25 protein-coding genes are annotated in these 23,746 nt (G+C 46.5%); 10 read left to right on the forward strand and 15 right to left on the reverse strand.

The genetic code is table 11. The features are described from left to right. Positions 1-4: 4 nt before the first annotated feature. Together BM293_RS04915 and BM293_RS04920 are read right to left on the reverse strand one after the other, a co-directional pair. The gene (locus BM293_RS04915) at positions 5-421 is read right to left on the reverse strand and encodes a ClpXP protease specificity-enhancing factor (RefSeq protein ID WP_093447247.1); all 417 of its coding nucleotides are present in this window, start codon (positions 419-421) and stop codon (positions 5-7) included. An 18-nt stretch (positions 422-439) separates the two neighbouring features. Continuing rightward, on the reverse strand, positions 440-1,075 hold the full coding sequence (locus tag BM293_RS04920) for a glutathione S-transferase N-terminal domain-containing protein (RefSeq protein ID WP_093447249.1): 636 nt from the start codon (positions 1,073-1,075) through the stop codon (positions 440-442). Positions 1,076-1,143: 68 nt separating this feature from the next. Here BM293_RS04920 and BM293_RS04925 point away from each other — a divergent pair, with 68 nt between their 5' ends. The 3 genes from BM293_RS04925 (at position 1,144) to BM293_RS04935 (ending at position 4,821) form a co-directional block, all read left to right on the forward strand. Further along, positions 1,144-2,625, forward strand: a complete 1,482-nt coding sequence (locus BM293_RS04925; RefSeq protein ID WP_093447250.1) for an ArnT family glycosyltransferase — start codon at positions 1,144-1,146, stop codon at positions 2,623-2,625. A gap of 64 nt (positions 2,626-2,689) precedes the next feature. Beyond that, on the forward strand, positions 2,690-3,598 hold the full coding sequence (locus BM293_RS04930) for a lysylphosphatidylglycerol synthase transmembrane domain-containing protein (protein WP_093447252.1): 909 nt from the start codon (positions 2,690-2,692) through the stop codon (positions 3,596-3,598). A gap of 11 nt (positions 3,599-3,609) precedes the next feature. Beyond that, complete coding sequence (locus BM293_RS04935) at positions 3,610-4,821, forward strand: glycosyltransferase family 9 protein (RefSeq protein ID WP_093447253.1); 1,212 nt, start codon at positions 3,610-3,612, stop codon at positions 4,819-4,821. A 7-nt stretch (positions 4,822-4,828) separates the two neighbouring features. Here the strand turns inward: BM293_RS04935 and BM293_RS04940 are convergent, their stop codons facing one another. The 8 genes from BM293_RS04940 to thrS form a co-directional block, all read right to left on the reverse strand. Continuing rightward, a complete protein-coding gene (locus BM293_RS04940) occupies positions 4,829-5,221 on the reverse strand; it encodes a MerR family transcriptional regulator (RefSeq protein ID WP_093447255.1) in 393 nt (130 codons plus the stop codon). A 3-nt stretch (positions 5,222-5,224) separates the two neighbouring features. Then, positions 5,225-5,518 (reverse strand): integration host factor subunit alpha, encoded by a 294-nt coding sequence (locus BM293_RS04945; RefSeq protein ID WP_093447256.1) that lies wholly within the window; start codon positions 5,516-5,518, stop codon positions 5,225-5,227. Between the two features lie 9 nt (positions 5,519-5,527). Beyond that, entirely contained in the window at positions 5,528-7,912 is a 2,385-nt protein-coding gene (pheT, locus tag BM293_RS04950; protein ID WP_093447258.1) for a phenylalanine--tRNA ligase subunit beta, read from the reverse strand. A 27-nt stretch (positions 7,913-7,939) separates the two neighbouring features. Then, a complete protein-coding gene (gene pheS, locus BM293_RS04955; RefSeq protein ID WP_093447259.1) occupies positions 7,940-8,938 on the reverse strand; it encodes a phenylalanine--tRNA ligase subunit alpha in 999 nt (332 codons plus the stop codon). Between the two features lie 160 nt (positions 8,939-9,098). Then, positions 9,099-9,455, reverse strand: coding sequence for a 50S ribosomal protein L20 (gene rplT, locus BM293_RS04960; protein ID WP_093447261.1), 357 nt, complete (start codon positions 9,453-9,455; stop codon positions 9,099-9,101). Between the two features lie 15 nt (positions 9,456-9,470). Continuing rightward, a complete protein-coding gene (gene rpmI, locus BM293_RS04965) occupies positions 9,471-9,668 on the reverse strand; it encodes a 50S ribosomal protein L35 (RefSeq protein ID WP_013835962.1) in 198 nt (65 codons plus the stop codon). 172 nt (positions 9,669-9,840) lie between these two features. After that, positions 9,841-10,398, reverse strand: coding sequence for a translation initiation factor IF-3 (gene infC, locus BM293_RS04970; protein ID WP_093447262.1), 558 nt, complete (start codon positions 10,396-10,398; stop codon positions 9,841-9,843). Positions 10,399-10,433: 35 nt separating this feature from the next. Then, positions 10,434-12,356 (reverse strand): threonine--tRNA ligase, encoded by a 1,923-nt coding sequence (gene thrS / locus BM293_RS04975; RefSeq protein WP_093447264.1) that lies wholly within the window; start codon positions 12,354-12,356, stop codon positions 10,434-10,436. Positions 12,357-12,535: 179 nt separating this feature from the next. Between thrS and BM293_RS04980 the strand changes: the two genes are divergently transcribed. The 4 genes from BM293_RS04980 to BM293_RS04995 all read left to right on the forward strand — a co-directional run bounded on the left by BM293_RS04980 (position 12,536) and on the right by BM293_RS04995 (position 15,857). Next, on the forward strand, positions 12,536-13,186 hold the full coding sequence (locus BM293_RS04980) for a protein-L-isoaspartate O-methyltransferase family protein (protein WP_093447265.1): 651 nt from the start codon (positions 12,536-12,538) through the stop codon (positions 13,184-13,186). A gap of 157 nt (positions 13,187-13,343) precedes the next feature. Further along, entirely contained in the window at positions 13,344-13,694 is a 351-nt protein-coding gene (locus tag BM293_RS04985) for a c-type cytochrome (RefSeq protein ID WP_093447267.1), read from the forward strand. After that, positions 13,687-15,009: an NAD(P)/FAD-dependent oxidoreductase gene (locus BM293_RS04990; protein WP_093447268.1), complete on the forward strand. Its 1,323-nt coding sequence runs from the start codon at positions 13,687-13,689 to the stop codon at positions 15,007-15,009. The genes BM293_RS04985 and BM293_RS04990 overlap by 8 nt, the downstream gene beginning before the upstream one ends. A 17-nt stretch (positions 15,010-15,026) precedes the next feature. Further along, positions 15,027-15,857, forward strand: coding sequence for a c-type cytochrome (locus tag BM293_RS04995; RefSeq protein ID WP_093447270.1), 831 nt, complete (start codon positions 15,027-15,029; stop codon positions 15,855-15,857). A 1-nt stretch (position 15,858) separates the two neighbouring features. On the opposite strand, the gene lptG is transcribed toward BM293_RS04995, so the two are convergent. Next, the gene (lptG, locus tag BM293_RS05000) at positions 15,859-17,004 is read right to left on the reverse strand and encodes an LPS export ABC transporter permease LptG (protein ID WP_093447271.1); all 1,146 of its coding nucleotides are present in this window, start codon (positions 17,002-17,004) and stop codon (positions 15,859-15,861) included. Beyond that, the gene (gene lptF, locus BM293_RS05005; RefSeq protein WP_234968901.1) at positions 17,001-18,062 is read right to left on the reverse strand and encodes an LPS export ABC transporter permease LptF; all 1,062 of its coding nucleotides are present in this window, start codon (positions 18,060-18,062) and stop codon (positions 17,001-17,003) included. Before lptF ends, lptG begins: the two co-directional genes overlap by 4 nt. Before the next feature lie 89 nt (positions 18,063-18,151). Between lptF and BM293_RS05010 the strand changes: the two genes are divergently transcribed. Continuing rightward, a complete protein-coding gene (locus BM293_RS05010) occupies positions 18,152-19,621 on the forward strand; it encodes a leucyl aminopeptidase (protein ID WP_093447274.1) in 1,470 nt (489 codons plus the stop codon). Positions 19,622-19,631: 10 nt separating this feature from the next. Further along, complete coding sequence (locus tag BM293_RS05015) at positions 19,632-20,075, forward strand: DNA polymerase III subunit chi (protein WP_093447276.1); 444 nt, start codon at positions 19,632-19,634, stop codon at positions 20,073-20,075. Here the strand turns inward: BM293_RS05015 and BM293_RS05020 are convergent. Next, positions 20,059-20,685, reverse strand: coding sequence for a response regulator (locus tag BM293_RS05020; RefSeq protein WP_093447277.1), 627 nt, complete (start codon positions 20,683-20,685; stop codon positions 20,059-20,061). The two genes, BM293_RS05015 and BM293_RS05020, sit on opposite strands and share 17 nt — an antisense overlap. A gap of 94 nt (positions 20,686-20,779) precedes the next feature. Here BM293_RS05020 and BM293_RS05025 point away from each other — a divergent pair, with 94 nt between their 5' ends. Beyond that, positions 20,780-21,685: a M14 family zinc carboxypeptidase gene (locus BM293_RS05025; protein WP_234968902.1), complete on the forward strand. Its 906-nt coding sequence runs from the start codon at positions 20,780-20,782 to the stop codon at positions 21,683-21,685. An 11-nt stretch (positions 21,686-21,696) separates the two neighbouring features. Here the strand turns inward: BM293_RS05025 and BM293_RS05030 are convergent, their stop codons facing one another. Both BM293_RS05030 and BM293_RS05035 read right to left on the reverse strand, forming a co-directional pair. Further along, positions 21,697-22,785, reverse strand: a complete 1,089-nt coding sequence (locus tag BM293_RS05030) for a L,D-transpeptidase family protein (protein ID WP_234968903.1) — start codon at positions 22,783-22,785, stop codon at positions 21,697-21,699. Between the two features lie 43 nt (positions 22,786-22,828). Next, on the reverse strand, positions 22,829-23,737 hold the full coding sequence (locus tag BM293_RS05035; RefSeq protein ID WP_093447281.1) for a L,D-transpeptidase Cds6 family protein: 909 nt from the start codon (positions 23,735-23,737) through the stop codon (positions 22,829-22,831). Between the last annotated feature and the right edge of the window lie 9 nt (positions 23,738-23,746).

Genomic DNA, 23,746 nt, shown 5'->3' on the forward strand with positions numbered 1-23,746 from the left:
TAACCTATTTAATCCGGCGTAAGCCAGGTTTTTTAGTCCCCGGCTTAGCAGGCTTGCCCGACTTAGGCGCTGATGCATCCGCGCCTTCATCAGCCAACGCCGTCTCAGGATAAGGCTCAGGCGGTAACGGCATACCCTGACCATTTTCACGCGCAAAGATCGCCAATACGGCTTGCGGTGGCACAGCCAAACGCTGTTCAACGCCGGAAAAACGGGCGCGAAAAGTAAACAGCGCGTTATCCATATCCAGACCCTGTACCGCGGATGGCGCAAGATTAAGCACAATCACGCCATCTTGCACATGCTGTTGCGGCACCAGCACACCTGGATAATTCGCATCGACTTGGATATGTGGCGTCCAATCGTTGTCAACAATCCACTGGTAAATCGCGCGAATTAAATAAGGACGATTCGAAATCATCATCTCTCCTTAAACGGCTTAGGCATCATTCATATCAAGTTCGTCATCAGACAAGCTTTCGTTAAACATTTCACGTTCCATCAAACGATTTGAATAGTCGGTAATGGCTTTCGCTGATTTAGGTAAATCAATGCCCAATGACGGTAAACGCCATAGCAATACCGCTAAACTGGCATCGACTAAGGTATAGTCATCACTCATAAAGAACGGACGATGCGCAAAGACCGGAATCATTTGAATCAAACGCTCGGTTAGATCACGACGCGCAACTTTAACCGCATCCGCGTTTTCATTACGGACAATGGTTTCAACTAACGGATACCATTCAGTTTCAATTTGACGCAACTGCTGGCGTGAACGCGCTTTTGAAATCGGATCCACTGACATTAAAGGTGGGTGTGGATAACGCTCGTCTAAATACTCAATAATCACCTGCGCATCATATAAAATAAGATCGCGATCAACGAGAGTTGGCAAGGACGCGTAAGGATTTAATTCAACTAAATCTTCCGGCAAGTTATCTGGATCAACTTCGATTACATCCATGGGAATGTCTTTTTCTTTTGCCACCAAGCGCACACGATGCGAATTCGGGCTACGTGGATCAGAAAACAGGGTCATAACGGAACGTTTAGTTAATGGAACATCAGACATGAAGCACTCCTCAGCGCAAAACACAGCTTGGCTGTGATTTCTAGATAAATAAGAGTATTATACACCCCATGTCAAGCCCATCGTTTCTTCGCAGCTACCTACCCTCTCAACCTGCCGCTCAATGGAGTAGCGTACTGATTTTGTTAATCAGTGCCTGGCATCTTTGGTTAGCCGGCCAAGTCGGTTTGAGCGTAGATGAAGCTCATTATGGGCTTTATGCGCTGCATCCGGCGCTGAGTTATTTTGATCATCCACCGATGATAGGGTGGCTGCTGATACCATCGGTCAGCTTGGGCCAAACTGAGTGGTTAATGCGCTTGCCAGCGATACTCCTTTGGGCGCTCAGTAATGCGGTACTTTATCGTGTTAGCTTGAGGCTGTTCCCGCAGCAGGCCTGGTTAGGGTTTTGGACCTTGTTGCTCGTCAATAGCGCTGTGATGATGCAGCTGTTAGGCTTAGCCCCGCTGCCCGAATCGCCACTGATTCTGTTTAGCTTATTAAGCTTGCTGGCATTACTTAACATACGCGAAAGCAATAGCTGGCAGGCCTGGTTAGGCCTTGGGGTGTGCTTAGGCTTGGCAGCGCTGTCAAAATATACCGCGATTACCCTGGTGATCTCACTGCTGTTGATTATGCTAATCGAACGACGCTTTTACTGGCTTAGTCAATTAAAAACCTGGATCGCCGTGTTGGTGACCTTGCTGCTGATTAGCCCGGTATTGATGTGGAACTATCAACATGAGTGGCTGTCGTTTAGCTATCAACTTGACCATGGCACCCGCGATCCAAATTGGCTATTGGGTCGGTTTTTTGCTGGCCAAGCAGCACAACTGGTGGTGTATGGACCGTTATTATTCATCGGCGGACTGTTAAGCGTCCTATGGCTGTGGCTTTTTTGGCGTGAACCCAATGCTCGCTTGGTGATTATCTTCGCGCTGCCGATCCTGATGCTATTTGGTTATGGCGGCGGTCATAAAATGACCCTACCGCACTGGACCGCGTTGGCGTGGTTATTTTTAGCCCCACTGTTAATTCATTGGCTCTATGCTAATTGGCAGCGCGCCTGGCTTAAAACCCTAGTGGTCATACACGCTATTTGGGTGGTGGGGCTAACCTTAGCACTTAATTTGTTGTTAGTTATGCCACAACTGGCTAAGGCGCCCAATCATCCGTTACAAGAATTACATGGCTGGCCGGAGGTGGTTGATCGCGCGCAAGCCTGGCAAAGCAAGCTGGCTGATCAGCAACAACCGGTATCCTTGTGGGTCACCAACTGGACCCATGCTAGCCGCCTAGCCTGGTATGCCTACCCCGAACCTGTCTATGTCGATGATCGACGTATTGATCAATTTGATTTGTGGTTTCCGCTACCCGAGATTCTGCCTGAGCAGGCGCTGTTTATTTGGCCCAACTATGGCGACAAACTGCGCGACCAGGCTACCCTGCGCTTTGAACGCTGCCAGTTACTCGAGCGCATAGACTACCCGGACGCCACCCAAGCTTATGTCTACTACCATCTCTACCTCTGCCAGCGCAAAGGTTTGCTATAATGCAACAGTTAAACAACTTCGGCATACCAAACAACACAATTAACACGACTCGACTTCACATACCTTGGCTAATTATCTTAAACTCCTCATTTCTGCTGCGATTCTAGGCTTTCTAATCTACAAAGTAGATTTTGCGGCAGTGACTCAAACCATTCTGGGCGCTGACTGGCTGTTGCTTGGACTTGCCTTGATGTTTTTGATTGCCAGTCAACTGGTGGCTGCTTATCGCTGGAGCCTGATTATGGGCTTGCTAAGCTATAGTCACCCACTGATTTTTTATGTCAAAAGTTACTTTAAAGGCGCAATGTTTAATCAGGTGCTACCCACCAGTATTGGCGGCGATGCCTACCGTGTAGCAGAAGTTAAATCGCAAGGTGGTCGGTTACGTGAAGCCTTTTATGGTGTGTTCATCGATCGCATTGTCGGCCTGATAGGTTTACTACTAATTACCCTTGTCGCCAATATGATTGATCCCAGTTTACTGCCCACAGAGATTTTCTACTTAGTTAATGGTCTGATCCTGGCGGCCTTTTTGGGGTTTTTTGTCTTGCTTGCCCTGCATAAACTACCCTTGCTTGAGCGCTGGTCCTTTACCAAACTCTTTTTTGATTTGTCTCAGCGCTTTCGGCTGGTGTATAAAACACCCAAACGCATTAGTCAGCAACTGGGTTTGTCAGTGTTAATTCATCTGTTGGCGATGATTGCTATTTTTGGGATTGGCCATAGCGTTGGGATTAACGAACCCCTGGTGACCTATTTAGTGCTGATTCCACCGGCTATTTTATTAACCGTGCTACCCCTGTCTTTTGCCGGCTGGGGCTTACGCGAAGGTGCACTCATTTTCTTATTTATGTCGGTAGGCATTGATGCTACCCTCGTATTAGCCATGTCGATTTTATATGGCATTATGCTCATTTTTGCGGCACTACCAGGCCTGGTATTTTATGTGCGCAATAAACATAAAATTTTATAGGGAGTCAAACCGTGAAAGTCGATACGATGCGCAAAATAGACTACTACCTTGGCATACCACTTTGTGTGCTAACCAGTCTATTTACCAAACTAGTTGATTGGATACGCCCAAAAGCGGGCAAGCCGACTAAGGTATTATTTGTCGAACTATCTGAAATGGGTAGTACTATTTTGGCTGACCCCGCGATGAAAAAAACGCGCCGCGAGCTTAATGCCGAATTATTTTTTGTTATTTTTAGCAAAAACAAACCCAGTTTAGATTTGCTCAACACGATTCCCGAAGCGAATATTTTCACCCTGCGTGAAGATAAACTCAGCTTACTTATTTGGGATAGTCTGCGTTTTATTGCCTGGTGTCGGCGCAATAAAATTGATGCCACCGTCGATTTAGAGTTGTTTTCGCGCGTATCAGCATTACTGACCGCTGCCAGCCTCGCGCCACGACGCGTCGGCTTTCACAACTTTCATGGTGAAGGCCTCTACCGTGGCCATTTACTTACCCATAAAGTCAGCTATAACCCACACCTACACATAGCAAAAAACTTTATCGCCTTGATCCATGCGTTACCGCTTAATCAAGATGAGCAACCCTTCTCTAAAGTGCTCATTGCCGACAGTGACATTAAACTCGACCAAGTCCGTTTTGATGAGGCGCAGCTGGCACCGGTGCGCGATAAAGTTAGTACGTTGTTTCCGAGTTATGCAACTCAGCCTCACAGGCTGGTGCTGATCAATCCCAACGCGAGCGAACTCTTGCCGCAACGCCGTTGGCCAAAAGCCAATTTTGAAAGTCTGATGCAGCGTTTACTCGCTACCCATGACGATATTGTAATTTTAATCACTGGCGCGCCAGCCGAATTTGATGAAGCAGAAACACTTAAAGATAAGATCGCTCACCCACGCTGCATTAACTTTGCCGGCCAGCTCAAATTACAACAAATGCCGATGCTCTATACCCTGAGTGAATTAATGGTGACCAATGATTCCGGTCCGGGGCATTTTTCTGCCATTACCCCGCTTAAAACCTTTGTATTATTTGGCCCAGAAACACCCAAGCTTTATGGATCTTTAGGTAATAGCACCGCTATTTTTGCCGGACTGGCTTGCTCGCCCTGCGTCAGTGCCGCCAATCATCGTAAAACACCCTGTAACAATCCGGTGTGTATGGATGCAATTGATGTCGATTGGGTCTATCGGGAAGTGAACGCGCATTTAGCGCGCTAGTCGGAATTTAGTAGGTTTGTTGAATATAGTGCTTAAACTCAACCACATCTTGATGAAGTTGGGTTATGCGGCTCAGCATATCCTGTTGTGGCGCATCAAGACTTTGCTCCGCCAATACGCCTTTAGCAGAATGAACTTGGTCTAACCGAGCTTTGGCGCCGGGAATAGTAAAGCCTTGGTCATGCAACAAACTTTTAATTTCTAACAAAAGCAATAAATCCGCTTTTTGATAATAGCGACGACCACGACGCTTACTCGGCTTAAGCTGAGGAAAGGCTTGTTCCCAGTAGCGCAACACATGGGATTTAAGCTGACAGATCTCACTCACCTCACCAATGGTAAAGTATTTTTTATCTGGAAGCTCAATATCTATTTGCAACTGCTGGGGATGTTTGTCCATCACTTAGCCTGTGTAGTTATCCACCTGAATACGCAATTTTTGACCAGGTTTAAAGGTGACTACCCGCCTAGCTGAAATCGCCACCTCTTCGCCTGTACGCGGGTTACGGCCTGGCCGTGACGCTTTATCGCGCAGCTCGAAATTCCCAAATCCAGAAATCTTGACACATTCGCCACTCACCAATATTTCTGTCACCTCATTAAAAAACTGCTCGACTAGGTCTTTTGATTCACGCTTGTTAAAGCCATACATATCTGATAATTTTTCAGCCATATCTGCTTTTGTTAAGGTTCCCATGATCTTCCTTTATCTCAAGCTAGCATTAACGCGCTGATGCGCTCGTTCGATAACTTGTTGAATCAACTGATCAACCTCTTCGTCAGTCAAGGTTCTATCATTATGTTGTATTTTTACACTGATTGCCACACTCTTTTGTGAGTCTGGCAACCCTGTTCCTTCATATACATCAAAAACTTGAATATGTTTTATGAGCGTATTTTCTAATGACTTTATGGCCGAAACCAAATCTGAAACTGGACAGGTTTTGTCAACAACAAAGGCTAGATCACGCTGCACTTCGGGGAATTTAGAAATACCTGTTACCTGTGGCACTTGTTTGGTTAACAAGCTATCCTGGAAAATCTGAAACATAAATACCGGCCCTTGCACTCCAAAGGGCTTAAGCCATTGCGGATGCAATTGGCCTATTAAACCAATGGTTTGGCCAGCATAGTGAATATGTGCACATTGACCTGGATGGAACTCCGGACTTTGCGCGGGGGCAAAACTGACCTGATCATGCAAGTGACTCATGGCTAATAGGGCCTCAACATCACCTTTAAGGTCGTAAAAATCGACCTTACGATTACTTGCCTGCCAGCTCACCGGTGCCACTTGGCCATAAATCAACCCACCCAGGACCGGTACCTGCTGCATTTGACCGTCTTCTAATGAAAAAATAAGACCGGTTTCAAAAATACGCACCCGCGATTGTTGGCGCTTTTGGTTATAGCTTAGTACGCCAAGAAGGCCTGGAAACAGGGATGTGCGCATCGTGCTCATATCTTCCGAGATCGGATTTTTAATTTGCACATAAGGAATCTCAGGGCTTAACTGCTGCACCGCTGACTCTTCAACAAAGCTATAACTAATGACTTCATGATAACCCCGGCCCACCAGTGCCATCCGTAAGCTATGCAACTCTTGTTCAGATTCTGGCAGGGGTTTTAGATTAAGTGGCATCGCAGCTTGGTTAACCGCAAGGTTGTTATAACCATAGACGCGCGCAATCTCTTCAATCAAATCAACTTCAATAGTCAAATCAAAGCGGTAGGTCGGTGGAGTGACTGACCAGGCCTGGTCATCGGCAAGGACCTGACACCCCAAGCGCGCCAACAACTGGCTAATAAAGCTATCCTCAATCGCGGTGCCCAATAGTTGGGTCACACGACTGCGACGCAGCATAATTGCTGGCTTGGTCGACTGACCCTCTTCAATGGAGTGGCCCGCAACAACCCATTCGCTGACCTGACCACCGGCAATAGCTTGCAGCAAATTCAGGGCGCGAGTCAGCGCTTTTGCAGGTAATGCTGGATCGACACCGCGCTCAAAACGATGTGAAGAATCGGTATGCAAACCATATTGACGTGCTTTACCGACTATTGCATCCGGCGTGAAATGGGCACACTCAAAGAATAGACGTTGAGTCTGTTCCGTAACCGAGGAAGCAAGTCCACCCATAATCCCGGCTAGCGCAAGCGGACCTTGATCATCGGCAATCACCAGCGTATTGGGTGAAAGTTGTAGCGTTTTTTCATCAAGGGTTACCAGCTCTTCACCGGCTTGGGCATAACGGACTCGTACTGGACCTTGCAGCTTATCCGCATCAAAGGCATGCATAGGCTGACCGAGTTCCAGCATCACATAGTTGGTAATATCAACCAACAAGGAAATGGGTCGCAAACCACTGCGGATCAAACGTTGCGTCACCCAGTCCGGAGTAGTCGCCTGGGTGTTATAGTCCGTTACGACACAGCCTAGGTAAGTTAAGCAGGCCTGCTGCTCCTCGATCACCACGGCTTGTGGACAGCTGCCGTTCAGGGTGAGCGGTGACAATTCAAACGGAGTCTGCAATGGCGCATGGCTTACAACCGCTAACTCACGAGCCAAACCTTCAACACTTAAACAATCGGCACGGTTAGGCGTCAAATCCACTTCAATTAATTGATCGTCCAAGGCTAGCGCAGAACGAATATCTTCACCCACGGATAAATCGGCAGAAAGTTCCCACAAACCATCATAATCTTGCTCAAGTCCTAATTCAGTCGCCGAACAGAGCATGCCAAAAGACTCAACGCCACGTAATTTTGCTTTTTTGATTTTAAAACTATCTGGCAAAACCGCGCCGACTTTGGCACAAGGCACCTTGATGCCTGGTCGGACGTTAGGCGCACCACAAACAATCTGTACTAACGCCTCATCACCGACATTCACCTGCGCAACACGCAGTTTTTCAGCATCAGGATGCGCGTCCACACTGACGACTTCAGCAACCACCACACCGCTAAAATCAGGCGCAACCGGCGCGACATCATCCACTTCCAATCCCGCAAGGCTTAGCGCTTCTGATAGCTCGTGTGTTGTCCAGTTAGGGTTACACCAAGTTCTTAACCATTGTTCACTTAATTTCATCTTCTTCTCGTTTTTGCTTGCTGGGACTTATTGAAATTGCTTTAAAAAACGAAGATCGTTTTCAAAGAATTGACGCAGGTCTTTTACACCATAACGCAACATAGCCAGGCGTTCGACGCCTAATCCAAAGGCTAAGCCGGTATACTCTTCAGGGTCTATACCGACATTGCGAAGTACATTTGGATGCACCATGCCACAACCTAGCACCTCCACCCAACGACCGGCACCAAACAACTCAGTGGCAATATCGACCTCTGCTGAAGGCTCAGTAAACGGAAAATAAGACGGACGAAAGCGTGTTTTAAGTTGGTCGTCCTCAAAGAAGTGCTGTAGGAATTCGGTCAGCAACTGCATCAGTTGCGCAAAATTAGCATTCTTTTCAACAATCAAACCTTCAATTTGATGGAACATCGGGGTGTGGGTTTGATCAGAATCACAGCGATAAACCCGCCCGGGCGCAATAATCCGAATCGGCGGCGCCTGGTTTTCCATAATCCGAATCTGCACCCCTGACGTGTGGGTACGCAGTACAGTGCTCTCATCAATATAAAAGGTGTCGTGCATCGCACGGGCGGGATGGGTTTCAGGGATGTTTAAGGCACCAAAATTATGCCAATCGTCTTCAATTTCTGGTCCGGTCGCGACATCAAAGCCAGCTTTCGCAAACAGCTGCTCAATGCGTCTTAATGTCCGGGTGACCGGATGCAGGCCGCCCAAATCTAAATCACGCCCAGCCAGCGTAACATCAATCGTTTCACGGGCTAAATCTGCGGCCATCTTAGCGGTTTCTAGCGCGTGTTTTTTATCACTAATGAGCTGCTGAATCGCCTGTTTAACATCATTAATTTGCTGCCCCACCAATGGACGTTCTTCAGCAGATAACTGACCCAATGTCTTCATCAAGGCGGTCACTTCCGCCTTTTTACCCAGTAAATCAACACGAAGTTTTTCGACTTCACTAAGCTGCGTTGCGCGCTCAATGGTGTCTTTGGCTTGCGCTAAAATTGCGGTAAGTTTATCTTGCATGCCCTGCTTCCTAAACAAAAAATATTGATGAAACTTTTAACCAGATGCCGCTAATAAGATCTAGTCAAAACCCTTATCAATTTTTTTTGAATCTTACGACCTATTTATAAACGACAAAAAAGGGGCTTACGCCCCCTTTTCACATCCGTTGGACAACAATTTAGGCTAATGCAGCTTTTGCTTTAGCTGCAATGGCCGCAAATGCTGCAGCATCATGAATCGCAATATCAGATAATACCTTACGATCAACCATGATTCCTGCTTTGCTTAAACCATTAATAAAACGGCTATAAGTCATGCCATTGATACGTGCTGCCGCGTTAATACGCGCAATCCAAAGACGGCGGAATTGACGCTTTCTTTGGCGACGATCACGGTAAGCATATTGACCCGCTTTGATAACAGCTTGATTTGCTGTGGTAAACTGCTTGCGACGGGCACCGTAGTAACCTTTCGCAGCCTTCAATACTTTCTTGTGCGCTGCACGGGCGGTAACGCCTCTTTTAACTCTTGCCATGTTTTATCTCCTTGACTATAGGTACGGTAACATACGACGAACCATTGCCACATCATGGTCATGGATCATGTTAGGCGCACGCAACTGACGCTTACGCTTAGTTGATTTTTTAGTCAGGATATGACGCAAGTGAGACTGTTTACACTTGAAACGGCCTGAACCGGTTTTTTTGAAGCGCTTAGCTGCGCCACTATGTGATTTAATTTTTGGCATTGCAAACTCCGCATTTGGATGAATAAGATTCACCATCTTTTCATCTGCCTTAAACAATAAGACTCAATACATAAGCATTGAATCAGTCGGAACAACGAACAGCACTGAGGGAGCTGCACCAGTCGACAGTATTACTACTGAAGCCGATTGTTGTGGCGGTATCTAGTCGAAACTATTTACCTTTTTTTGTTGGCGCAATCATCATTTGCATCTGACGACCTTCCATCTTGGGTTCTTGTTCAACGGTCGCAACCTCTTCAACATCACCCTTAACACGCTCCAACATTTTCATTCCCAGTTCCTTATGAGTAATCTCACGGCCGCGGAACCAAATGGTTACCTTAACCCGATCACCCTGCTCAAGGAAACGCATCAGGTTGCGAAGCTTGACCTGATAGTCCCCTTCCTCAGTTCCTGGGCGAAACTTAACTTCTTTAACTTGCACTTGCTTTTGGTTTTTCTTCGCATCGTGCTGCTTTTTTTGTTGCTGATAAATGAATTTACCGTAATCCATTATTCGGCAAACAGGCGGTTCAGCCTTCGCTGCAATTTCAACTAAATCCAATCCCGCTTCTTCGGCCATTGCCTTAGCGCTTGCGATGGAGACAACTCCGACTTGCTCACCTTCGGCATCAATTAGACGCACTTCTCTAGCGGTAATAGCGTCATTAATATTATCTTTCGGTAACTCGGGTTGTTGTGGTCTTGGTCGACCTCTTCTTACAGCGATAGCCTTATCCTCCTGCTAAATTAATCTTGCGGCTGTTAAACGTTGCGACCTAATTGAGCAACATCAACAGACAAGTGACTCAACAGAGCATCCAAGGTCATTGAACCGAGATTTTCACCATTTCGTGCCCGCACCGTAATGGTTTGGTCGGCCACTTCTTGGTCACCGGCAACAAGAATATAAGGAACACGCTGAAGAGTATGCTCGCGAATTTTAAACCCAACCTTCTCATTTCTCAAGTCCGTTTCGACTCTAAAGCCTTGTTTTTTTAGTTTTTCGGCAAATTCGGTGACATATTCACTGTGGGTTTGGGAAATAGGTGCAATAACAAGCTGAACCGGAGCCAACCAAGTTGGGAAGCGCCCTTCATAATGCTCGATTAAAATACCTACAAAACGTTCAAGTGAGCCAAGAATGGCGCGGTGAATCATAACCGGATGATGTTTGTCATTATCCTGACCTACATATACTGCATTCAGACGCTCACCTTGGGTCATCGAAAAATCAAGCTGAATGGTGCCACATTGCCATACTCGGCCAATGCAGTCACGAAGCGAAAATTCGATTTTAGGGCCATAAAACGCGCCCTCACCGGGTTGCAATTCAAAATCCAGTCCAGCGTCGTGCAAGGTTTGCTCTAGCGCGGCTTCCGCTTGATCCCATACCGCATCACTACCTACCCGCTGCTCTGGACGTGTGGAAAACTTCACTTCAATCTTATCAAAGCCAAAATCTGCATAGGTTTGATAAACCAAGTTGATACACGCTTGCACCTCGTCTTTTATTTGATCTTCGGTACAGAAGATATGCGCATCATCTTGCGTAAACGAGCGCACACGCATTAATCCATGCAAGGTACCTGACGACTCATTGCGATGCACGGTACCAAATTCAGCTACACGCACAGGCAGGTCACGGTAACTATGCAGCTGGCGGTTATAAACCATGATATGCCCGGGGCAATTCATCGGCTTCACTGCATAATCACGGTGCTCGGTATGGGTGGTAAACATATTGTCTTTGAACTTATCCCAGTGGCCAGACTTCTCCCACAGGATACGATCCATAATGAACGGGGTGCGGATTTCTTCATAGCCGTTTTCATGAATTTGCTGACGCATATAATCTTCAACCACACGATACAGCATCGTACCCTTTGGATGCCAAAACGCCATACCAGGCGCAATATCTTCAAGATGAAATAAATCCAGCATTTTACCTAGCTTACGATGATCGCGTTTTTCCGCTTCTTCCATCATGAGCAAGTAGTCTTTAAGCTCTTGTTTTGACGCAAACGCCACACCATATATACGCTGAAGCATTTTATTGTTAGAGTCGCCCCGCCAATAGGCGCCGGCCAGATGTGTCAACTTAAACGCTTTAATATGCTTCATATTCGGCACGTGCGGTCCACGGCACATATCAACATACTCTTCGTGATGGTATAGACCAAACGCTGTTTCGTTCGGCATGTCCGCAACCAATTCCAGCTTGTAGTCTTCTTCACGCGCTTTAAAGGTTTCGATAACTTGATCACGTGGCGTCATGACCTTTTTAACTTGATAGCCCGTTTTAGCCAAGTCTTTCATGCGCTTTTCAAGCGCAACTAAATCATCAGGGGTCAGGGACTCTGGTGCATCTATATCATAATAAAAGCCGTTTTCTATTACCGGCCCAATGGCCATCTTGGCCTGAGGGAAAAGTTGTTTCAACGCATGACCCAGCAAGTGTGCGCAGGAATGACGCATAATGTCTAAACCCGCTGGGTCTTTCAAGGTAATAATTTCTAACGCAGCATCCTCGGTAATCATGTCAGTTGCATCGACCAAACGACCACTCACACGACCCGCTACAGTTGCCTTCGCTAGTCCTGCACCGATCGATTCTGCAACATCAAGCACACTGACCGCTTGATCAAAGGTTTTCTGAGCCCCATCTGGCAAAGTTATAATTGGCATGATTACGTCACCTGACACATTAAAAAAATGAAAAAACATAATAAAATTAGGCCGATAATAATACCACACATCATTTTTTGAGTGCGCTGATGTTTAGAATTTCAGTTAAAAGTCACGAACTTAGACTAAAATCGTTATAATTGACAAAATTTTTGTAACAAAAACTGTAAGGAAGCGCGATGAATTTTGACCAAGCCCGTTTTTTTATGATTGAACAGCAAATTCGCCCCTGGGAAGTGCTTGATCCAGATGTTCTCTCGTTACTTGACGCACACCCTCGTCACCTTTATATGCCAAAGCATCAACAAAAACTCGCATACAGTGATCTTGAACTACCTATTGGTGAGGGTGAATTGACCCTAAGCCCCAAAATTGAAGCTAAGTTACTACAGGCGTTAGACATTTCTAAGCAAGACAGCGTTCTGGAAATCGGTACAGGACTAGGCTACTTTACGCGACTATTAAGCCATGCAGCAGACAAAGTAACAAGCATTGAATGGCACGCCAGCATTGCTGCACAAGCCAAAAAATCCTTAGCTGACTTAAATAATATTGAATTACACCAGGGGGATGCGAGCCAAGATTGGCCTGATGGCAGACAATATGACGCTATTGTTCTCACTGGTGCTGTTGACGAAATTTCTGAAGCGTACCGAAAAAAACTTACTTTAGGTGGCCGCCTTATTGCCTTTGTTGGCGAAGCACCGGCCATTTCAGCCATCTTAATCACCCGCATTAGTGAGGAAGAATGGGTTGATGAATCATTATTTGAAACGGCTGTTGCGCCGCTGCATTCCCAGCAAAGCCGACCCCAAAAGTTCCAATTCTAAACACCCTTGCTTTCTTCCACCAGCCCGCTTATAGCGGGCTTTTTATGGCGCCATAAAATATACCTATTGCGTTCAATAAATTATAGTGATGTGATCATAAGCTTGCCTTATTGTATTATCTCAAAGATTTTATACATAGACCTTTAAGGACAAGACCATGACAAAGAAAGCTTTTATGTTGGTTGCAGCAGGCCTGCTGTTCAGCCAAAGCGCTCTTGCTCACCCTGACAACAATGAACTCCGCTATGACCCTGAAGCAATGGCTTGGCTCTGCGCACCCTGTCATGGCACTAACGGCCGTGAATTTGGCGAATCCATGCCCGGCCTAGCCGGGCTCGATGCCGATTATTTTATTGAAGTGATGCAGCAGTTTAAGCGTGGAGAACGCGCTGCGGTCATTATGGATCGGGTAGCCAAAGGCTTCACTGACGATGAAATTGCCGCAATGGCTCAATGGTTTGCTGCGCAACCCAAAACCCAATGGACCGGAGAATTAAATCATGACTAATTCGACATTTAATCAGCCCATCAATCGCCGCACATTAATCAAAACATTTGGCGCGGCTGCACTTGCGGGAACAGGTTTGTTTGGCGCGTCACACAAAGCCTACGCAACTAACGCACAGCATGTCGTTGTTATTGGTGGCGGGATTGGCGGTGCAACCTTTGCCAAATATTTACGTTTTGCACATGACGATGTCAAAATCACCGTTATTGAACCAAATGATCACTACATTACCTGTCTTCGCACTAATGATGTCATGGTCAACCTTCACACACTTGATGAGTTGACCTTTTCTTACGACACCCTGCGCAACCAATATGGTATTGGCTTTGTATTTGATAGCGCTACCGCGGTCGATTTTGATCGTAAAATAGTACGTACCGCCAAAGGCGATGAAATCAAGTACGACAAACTCGTGATGTCTCCCGGTATTGACTTCCGTTTTGAAGACTACGAAGGCCATAGTGCTGAACTAGCCAATACACAATTGCCACACGCTTACAAAGCAGGACCACAAACGCTGATGCTCCGCGACCAGTTTCAAAGCATGAAGCAAGGCGGCGTGTTTGTAATGAGCGCCCCTGCTGGCAACTTCCGCTGCCCACCAGGCCCTTACGAGCGCATTTCTTTATTTGCAGAATGGATGCAAAAACACAACCCAACCGGTAAGATTATCATTCTAGACCCTAAAAACTCTCACTCGAAGTTCACCCCTTTCCAAACCGCATGGCAGCGCTTGTATGGCTACGGTACGGATGATAGCTTAATTGATTGGGTATCACTTGATCAAGGTGGCCGTGTAACAGGCATTGATGCCGCCAACAAAACCTTGTTTAGCGACGGTGGTCCGGTTAAATATGATGCGTGCAACATTATTCCTAACCAACGTGCTGGCAAAATTGCTCAAACACTTGGCCTAACTGACGATAGCGGCTGGTGCCCTATCAACCGTCATACGTTTGAATCGACTATTCAACAGGATGTGTATGTATTAGGCGATAGCTCCATTGCTGACGCAATGCCTAAGTCTGGCAATGCCGCTAACACCCAGGCGAAAGTCTGCGCCCGTGCGATTGCCGCTGAGCTTCGCGGCGAAGAACAGCCCGCTGCGATTTTCGCCAATGTCTGCTACAGCTTAGTAGGCTCCAACTATGGCATCAGTATTTCAGCGATCTATGAAGTTGTTGATAACCGCATCGTGGCAAAAGGGGAGTCATCAGGTGTGTCACCCATTACTGATTTACCCGGCCAACCTATTTTAGAAGCGACCTACCAGAAAAACTGGCATCGTGCATTTGTTAAAGACGTATTCGGTTAAGCGTGAAAGGAATCCTCATGAAAACACAATTTAAAACCTTCTCTATGTCGGCTTTAACTGCAGGGCTTGCCCTTGCTTTAGCAGGTTGCGGCCAGTCGGATGCACCTAGCAGCGCCAATGACAAGATGACCACTCAGAGTGAATCTGCTGCGCAACTGTCAGCCACGAGTCACGATGACACGCTTGACTTAACGCGTATTTCTGCGGTCGCACAGACCCTACAAGATCGCCCCACACCTTGGACAGATGCCCGTTTGCGCGATGCGCTTACTGCACTACCAGAGGGCGATGAAATCCGTGGCGAACGTGTTGCAAATCAGTTTTTATGTATTGCTTGCCATAGTGTCGAAGGCGAATTTCGTTCACATACCTATGTGAACCTGAACGCACAGCCCGAAAACTATCTGCGTAAAGTATTACTAGACTATCGCCATAATCATCGTGCAGAGCCTTACGGCCAAGCGAAGATCATGCATTACCTAAGCAAAGAGTTGACCGACCAACACATTAGCGATCTTGCTCGTTATTATGCGGCACAGCAACCCTTGGTTAATACCACATCGACAGTGAGTATTGAGTCGAGTACAGAACAGCTAGTCACCACAGGTGACATGAGTCGCATGATTATCAGCTGTGCAGCCTGTCATGGTGCTCAAGGAGAAGGGAATGGCGACACCTTCCCAGCCCTAGCAGGCCAGGCAGTAGACTATACCATTCGCACGCTAAAGGCCTACCGTGATGGTAGCCGTAACAATGACGTCAATGCGGCCATGCGCAATGTTGCACAGAACTTAACGGATGACGAAATTGAACAACTTGCGCATTATTATGCGCAGATAGGTCAGTAATCTATGCTCCTAGCGCCAGTTTCCTGCTGGCGCCTTTTTCTAAACGCACCCGCCTCAACGCCCATAACGCAATCAGCAAGAGTAATATAGACGGCAGAAATGCACCAAGCAGCGCTGGAAATTGATAAACCACCGACATATTACCCACAAACTGATTTAATAAATAAAACCCTAACCCAATTAACGAACCGACAAAAATACGCTGGCCCATACTCACCGATCGTGTTGAACCCAACACCAAAGGTAATACCAACGCAATCATTGCCATCACCGTAATCGGCACCGACCACTTTTGCCAGTAGGCTAACTGATATACATGCGCGTCCAGGTTGTTATCTGCTAAAAACTGAATGTATCGCTGTAACTCATCAAGTCGCATGTAACGTGGGTCTAACTGGAGCTTTTGAATCAAATCGGCATCAACGGGCAGTTGAAGTCTTGCATCCTCAAGTGGCGTTTGAGACCAATTCATTCTGGATACGGTGCCTATTTCAAGCGATAAATCATCAACCCTTTGCCATGTCAAAGTCTGTAACCAGGCCTGCTCAAGCTGCCAAGTATTCTCATCAATAAAATAGGCACTCGGCGCCTGAATCCATGACACTAACTGATCATCCTCCAATTGGTATAGCGTAATATTGCGCAACTGTGTGGGCGATACAACACGTTCAATTTGAATGACCTGATCAGGCTCTTTCAGCCAAAAGCCTTCACGCCCCCCCAGTGACAAAGAGCGGTTTAAGGATTCTGCTCGCATTTGCGTGGCATAGCTTTCACTTATTGGCGCTAAAAATTCGCCAACTAACGCCATCAGCAGCCACATCACTAATACGACTTTTATGACTGCCCAATACAAGCGCTTAACCGACCAGCCCGTTACCCTTAGGACAGTCAGTTCGGCACGATTCGCTAAACCGCCCAACGCCAACAAGGTACCAATTAATAACGCAATTGGAAACACCTCATAAGCAAACACCACCATTTTTAATAACGAAAAAATGGCGGCTCTACCCAGCGTATAATCTTCGCGCAAATTGGTGACTTGATTCATAAACTCTGAAAATCCGAGAATAATCAACACCACCATCATGACTAGGCCAATATGAAGAACTAACTGCTGGGCTAAATACCATTCTATTTTTTTCACGCCAGTCTCCTTAATTGCCGCCATTTAGGCCATAACCACAACAATAATAAGGTGAATACCGGCACAATAAATAATCCAGGCCAACTAGGCCAAATCCCTTGACGCAGCCAACCATTAAACGTAAATAGGAGCTGCAGATAGAGTATGTATATGAAGATAGCCAAAAAAATCTTACCGAATCGCCCTTGTCGTGGATCCGTTTTACTCATGCGCCAAGCAACCAAGCCGAGTACTAACACACTCAATGGCATCACCAAACGCCACTGCAATAAGGCGGTCGCTTCGGGGGTTGCAGCATGCCACAAATCCGTCAAGCTGCTTTCTTCTAGTCGAGGCGTAATAGTGGGAGCAGGCATGGCCGGTAAGAAGCCTTCAAAACGCTCAAACTGCCGGACTTGCAAGCTATCACCTTGCACTAAGCCCTCATAAGCCCAGCCATCAAGCATAACTAACGCTAGGCGATTTTCACGCCATTCAAAACGTGCATTCGGTGCAACAATTAAGCGGTCTCCCTCAAGGGTTTGTTGCTGCAACCAAACCTGCTGCATCTGACCATTGCTATCAATGCGCTGGGCATACAGCACCCCCTGCCCCTGTGGCAAGCTATTAAACCGCCCGGCAACCAACCCGGACAATGGTGCTTGTACCGTCGCTTGATAGATGAGTTCGCGCTCTTGCTTTTCTGCCCAGGGCGTTAAAAACAAGGTTATCCATGCCATCAATATTGCCAAAGGGGTTAAAAACAACAGCAACCGGCGCTCTAAGTATTGCGGTGATACAGCACAAGCCTGCAACACCACCATTTCGCGGTCTTGATACCAACGCCCAAAGGCAATCAACACGCTCAGCAATACAACCAAAGGCAAAACCATTTCTAATGCGGCGGGCAGTTGTAACATTAAAACCTGACCCAAAATAGTCGCGGGTAGCTTGCCTTCTACCGCCATCGCCAATAATCGCGTAGCCTCCGTGCCAAATACAATCAGCAACAATACCAATAACACAGCAAACAGTGTTAACAACAACTCTTTATAAAGATATTTATCGAGAATACGCACAAAAATTGCTTCTCAAGTTAGAATAGTGTGCATTATAACAGTAGAAGCTCACTGACTTGGTGAGACACTAATCTTAGAGGAATCATGCGATGAAAAAATTGGCACTTAACTTTTCTGCCACCCCCAAACTCACTGACACTCTGATCATTTCACTCTATCAAAACGAACTTGACGACCCTATTTTGGCAAAGCTTGGTGTTCAGCACTTGGTCGCGCCACTCATTTCACAAGGTGATTTTAGTGGCAAACTCGCACAAACGCGCACCGTCTATAGCGACACGCCGCAACGCCTAGTACTCGTTGGCTTAGGTGAACGTGACAAACTAACCGTCAAAAAATCGCTGAGTGCACAAAGCGCTGCGATCAAAGCACTTGAAAATACCGGTGCCAAACAGATAATCGATGCCAGCGTATTACATTACCCATCTAGCTGCAACCAGGCCTGGTCAGTACTACAACACACCCAAAACTGGCAGCGCAACTTTTATGAATACAGCCACCCAAGCCGTGGCGAGCATTCCCCCAAACAGTCGGCGATCACTGAAATTATTTATCCTCTTGATGCGAACGACACGCTAACACACGCAGCACAACAAGGCCAAGCGAGTGCATTAGGCATGGCGCTCACCCAAGACCTTGGCAACTTACCAAGCAATATTTGCACACCCAGCTATCTAGCCGACACCGCCACTGCACTTGCCAAAGATTATGGTTTTAAAGCGACTATTTTAGAGCGCGATGAAATGATTGCGATGGGCATGGGTTCTTTTATGGCCGTAGCGCAGGGCACGGTCACGCCACCGAAAATGATTTGCTTAGAGTATTGGGGCGCAGAAAAAACAGACGCACCGATTACACTGGTCGGTAAAGGAGTTACCTTTGACACAGGCGGTATTTCACTGAAGCCTGGCGCTGGTATGGATGAAATGAAATATGATATGTGCGGTGCGGCAACCGTTCTCGGTGTCTTTAAATCTTTAGGCGAACTTAAGCCAAATGTCAATGTAGTGGGCATCATTCCAGCCACCGACAACATGCCAGCAGGTAATGCGATTAAACCTGGTGATGTCGTTACCTCGTTATCTGGGCAAACTATTGAGATTTTAAATACCGATGCTGAGGGTCGATTAATCCTATGTGATGCCCTCACTTACGCCCAACAAACTTACCAACCTAAATGTGTGATTGATATGGCAACCTTAACGGGCGCCTGCATTATTGCGCTAGGTAAACATGTTTCAGCCATACTGGGCAATGATCAGACTCTGGTTGATGAGCTTAAAACTGCAAGTGACTATACCTACGATCGCTTTTGGCAGTTACCATTAGGTGAAGAGTGGGATGAACAATTAAAGTCAAACTTTGCTGACATGGCCAATATTGGTGGGCGTGAAGCGGGTACTATTACCGCAGCACAATTCTTGGCACGCTTTACCCAAGATGTAGCCTGGGCACACCTCGATATCGCGGGGACGGCTTGGCAATCTGGTACTAATAAAGGTGCGAGTGGGCGCCCCGTTCCAGCATTAGTCCAGTACCTTGTATCTAAACAAGCATAAAGTTATCCCAATGAGCTCGACTGAAGAAGCAAGCCTAGTATTTTATGTGTTAGACAGCGCTGATGCCCATAGCCGTGAGCGCTTTCTAACTAAACTGTTACTCAAAATTCAGCAACAACAACGCCGTGCAGATGTACGTTTTGAAACACAAGAGCAAGCAGAACGCTTTGATCATATCGCCTGGCAACAGCCTGCTGAACGCTATATCGGCCACAGCTTAGCGGGGCACCAGCCTAGTCGTATCTTGTTGCATGGTTCCGAACTTATCAAACCACAACAAGATGTATTAATTAACCTGCATCCCGAGCTATATCCACACTTTGAGCGCTTCCGACGCACTGTCGAAGTGCTTGATCAGTCACCTGAACGCATTGAAGCAGGTCGAGAACGCTGGCGTCAATACAAACAACTAGGCTTAACCCCAGTCGTATTCAAAATCACTGCAGGTCATTAACCTCCCTTAACAGGCTGATATCATGTTTTTTGAGTAGATAGTACAAGCCTTCTCGCTTAACACCCAGTATATCGGCGGCTTTGCGGATATTAAAATCGCACTGTTCCAGCACGCGACGAACCAATTCCGCTTCAAAATTATCCCGTGATAGCTTTAAGCCCTGCTCCAGGTTAGCATTAAACTTAATGGGCACTACACCGTCTTGTAGCAAACGGTTTTCGGATTGGTTAAAAAGTTTAGCCCGCTCTAAGGCGACTACCAGTGCATCGAGCGAAACCGGCTTCTCCAAATAATCAAACGCACCCAAGCGAATAGCATGTTCGCCGGCCTCGCCTCTATCTCGACCTGTTAACACGATGACCTTTAACTGGGGCTGAATCGCAATTAAATCAGTCATACATGCCAAACCTTCTTCAATCGAGTCAGTGCAAGGGGGCAAGCCTAAATCTTGCAGCACGCAAAAAACAGTCGCACCCTCTTTGGCAAAGAATGCTAAGGCTTGTTCTCGGTTAGCGGTGAGCACAACTTCATAGTCTTTTGACGCTAAAATTTTTTGCAACATCTCGCCATAGGCTGATTCATCTTCGACCAGTAGTATTTTATTGTTCAAACGTTTCTCCTAGGTCTTAATAGGCACTCACATGAGTTTTGATAGGACACAATATTAATAATGATTTTATAATAGTCTTATTTTAACTTTAACCATGAAAATAGCCACCATGTTCAAACTTTATCCAATCAAATACTGGATACCCTTCCTCTTAGCCTGCATAACCTGGCATGGGGCGATGGCCAACCCGGAGTCAACTGTAAACAAAGCAGAAACGGTCATGCTCAATTACTGTAAAGATTGGGCAAATAAACTCAGAACAGTAACCAAAGAAGGCTGCCTGGCATTTGACCTACAGACCAGTCATTATCAAAGCGTTGAAGGACGCAAGCTGGTGCATCGAGAATTTATACCGATGAACGAACAACGACCAGGCGCTAGGATTCTTGTCATCGGCGGAGTACATGGAGATGAATTTTCAGCGATAAGCATTGGCTATCTATGGATGCGAGCAATGCTTGCTAACCCAGAAACCATAAAGCATCACTGGCTATTTTTACCCCTAGCTAACCCAGATGGCTTGTATAAACAGCCCTCAACCCGCACCAATGCAAATGGCGTTGATTTAAACCGTAATTTTCCGACACCTGATTGGGACGAACTTGCTTTGCAATTTTGGGAAAGCCATGCTCGACGCAATGCGCGACGCCACCCTGGTGCCAGTGCAGCTAGCGAGCCTGAAACACAATGGCAAGTAGACATTATTAAAACCTTTCAACCCGACGCGATTATTTCGGTGCACGCACCTTATGGCTTATTGGATTACGATGGACCTGACTTTGCACGGCCAGATAAACTCGGCAATTTAACGCTACAACAGCTTGGTACTTTTCCAGGATCGCTTGGTCGTTACGCAGGCGAACACCTGAATATCCCGGTACTGACTATTGAACTTGAAGCGGCAGGTGTCTTACCCAGTCAACAAGAAATCGTCCAAATATGGCAAGATATGGTGGACTGGGTTGATGATAAGCTTGAGTCTTACGAGGCCGACTTCTGATATTTAGCAAACTAATTTAATCGCGTTGCAATTTGTATTGGATCGGTACTTTGCAATACCAACTGCCATGCCCCCTCTTCATCACGACGCCAATACTGATGAATGAGATGCTCATCACGGCGCACATCTGGAAAAGTTGCGTAGTACAGTTGTAATTCATTCGGGTAGGCATAAACGCTTACATCGGCCCAATTAAAGCGTTCACCTTGGTTAGCAAGCCAATGTTGCACTTCATTTAATACCTCTAAACGCTCCGACTCTAAAAACAACAAGTCTTCCGCTTGATTAACAATAATCACTGGTGTAGCGACTGATACGTTAAACTTTGATACCAAGCTGCCCATCTCGTCATTATTCAACACCACGCAACCTTGACTAGATTGTGGCGGCCGACTGAACGTATCGCTGGGCGTACCATGCAACCAAATACCATGCCCCGTTCTACCCAAAGACTGATCCCAAATATTAGGATAGTTGAGTGGCAATGCACCATAACCATACAAATCGGCTAAGCGCTCTCCCGCGACAAAATCAGTAATATGGTACACACCAATAGGCGTCTTGCGATCCCCTTCTCTTTCTTTTCCGGCGCCTGCTGTACCCATCGATATGTAGTAGTCTGTAATCAAATTAAGCTCACCACTTTGATTTTGGTATAGATATAACCGGCTTTTAGCAAGATTAATTAACACAAGATGCGGCTGCTGGCCAACTTTAAGCACTGAAGAGTGCAGTAAATTTTTTACCAAGCTTTCATCTGAATGAGCAAACTGCCAACGCACTTGTGCCTCTTCACGCAGCCGGCGCACGGTAATAGGGTAAAGCTCTCCTACTCGATCTAATAAACCAAGGTTACCGGCACGAAATGCCCATAAATCAGCCATGATCATTTGCGCTAAATGGTAATCAGGGTGACGCTCAGTTAAATCCTGCACATGCGACATAGCTAGATTCATCTCACCCTGCTTAATGTAATACAAAACCTCTAGCAGCAAACGTTCCGCTTGACGAGTCGGGGCTTCGAACACCATATCAGCCGATATACCATCCGCATTATTTTCAGCTTGAGCCGATAGACTGAGCATGGATAAACATGCCATCAAACTTAACCCGACAACAAATCTTTTGGGGTTAAAAAAGCCACTAACCTTCATTGATTACCCTTTCTTGAATAATAAACCAGCGACCATCTTGACGCTCAAACATGAGCATCTTGCGCGTATTACTCGTTACAATATTCGAACGGTACATTTGATCAAACTCAACCTGAACTTCATTGGCAGTGATAGGTAAAATACGCACATTGGCTAACTGTAACTCAATAAAATTCGGTCGAGATACATTGCGCTCACGCGTTCGCCGCCAATCAGCAAGACTCTGATTATTCGACGGTACAAAGCGATCGCTATATGCCATTAAATAACGATCGACATTCTGTGCCGCCCAAGCATGACGCCAAGCTACTAAGGCTTGAGTAATCTCGCGCTCAAAGTCAACACCCTGAGTGCTGACACTGGCTGCCACATCATAACTAATCGTTTCAGGGGCAAGCGCTAACCATTGACCCAATGGCGGTTGCGCTTGAATACGATTAAATACATTGGCATAGGCTCGCTGAGCAAGGTAGCTGTGTAAATCGTTCAAGTTTCCCAAAGCACTGGCAATACGCTCATCTTGGTTTAGCGACCCTTCTAACACACGCTTGGCTAAGCCAAACTCTTTTAATTGAATAAGCGCCACGGCTAGATTATTGCCCAATTCTAACTTATCTGGATGAGCTTCCCAAAGTGGCAGCCAAATCGCCTTCGCTTGTTCGAAGTCTTGCTGCTTAACCGCTAACCAACCACGCAAATAATCACGCTGAAATTCAGGTATCGTAGACTCACTAAGCAATGCTTGAGCTTGATCAAACTCACGCGAGACAATATGTTGCTCAATCGCCACGATGGTGCTCGCACTGTCATCATCGGCACTTACATTTCCTACAAACGCAGGAAACATTAAAAGCACCGCACTCAAATAAGCGCCTAAATTTTTGACCCACTGCTTCATACTATCCCA

This window comes from Thiomicrospira sp. ALE5 (genome assembly GCF_900112445.1).
Lineage (GTDB): Bacteria > Pseudomonadota > Gammaproteobacteria > Thiomicrospirales > Thiomicrospiraceae > Thiomicrospira.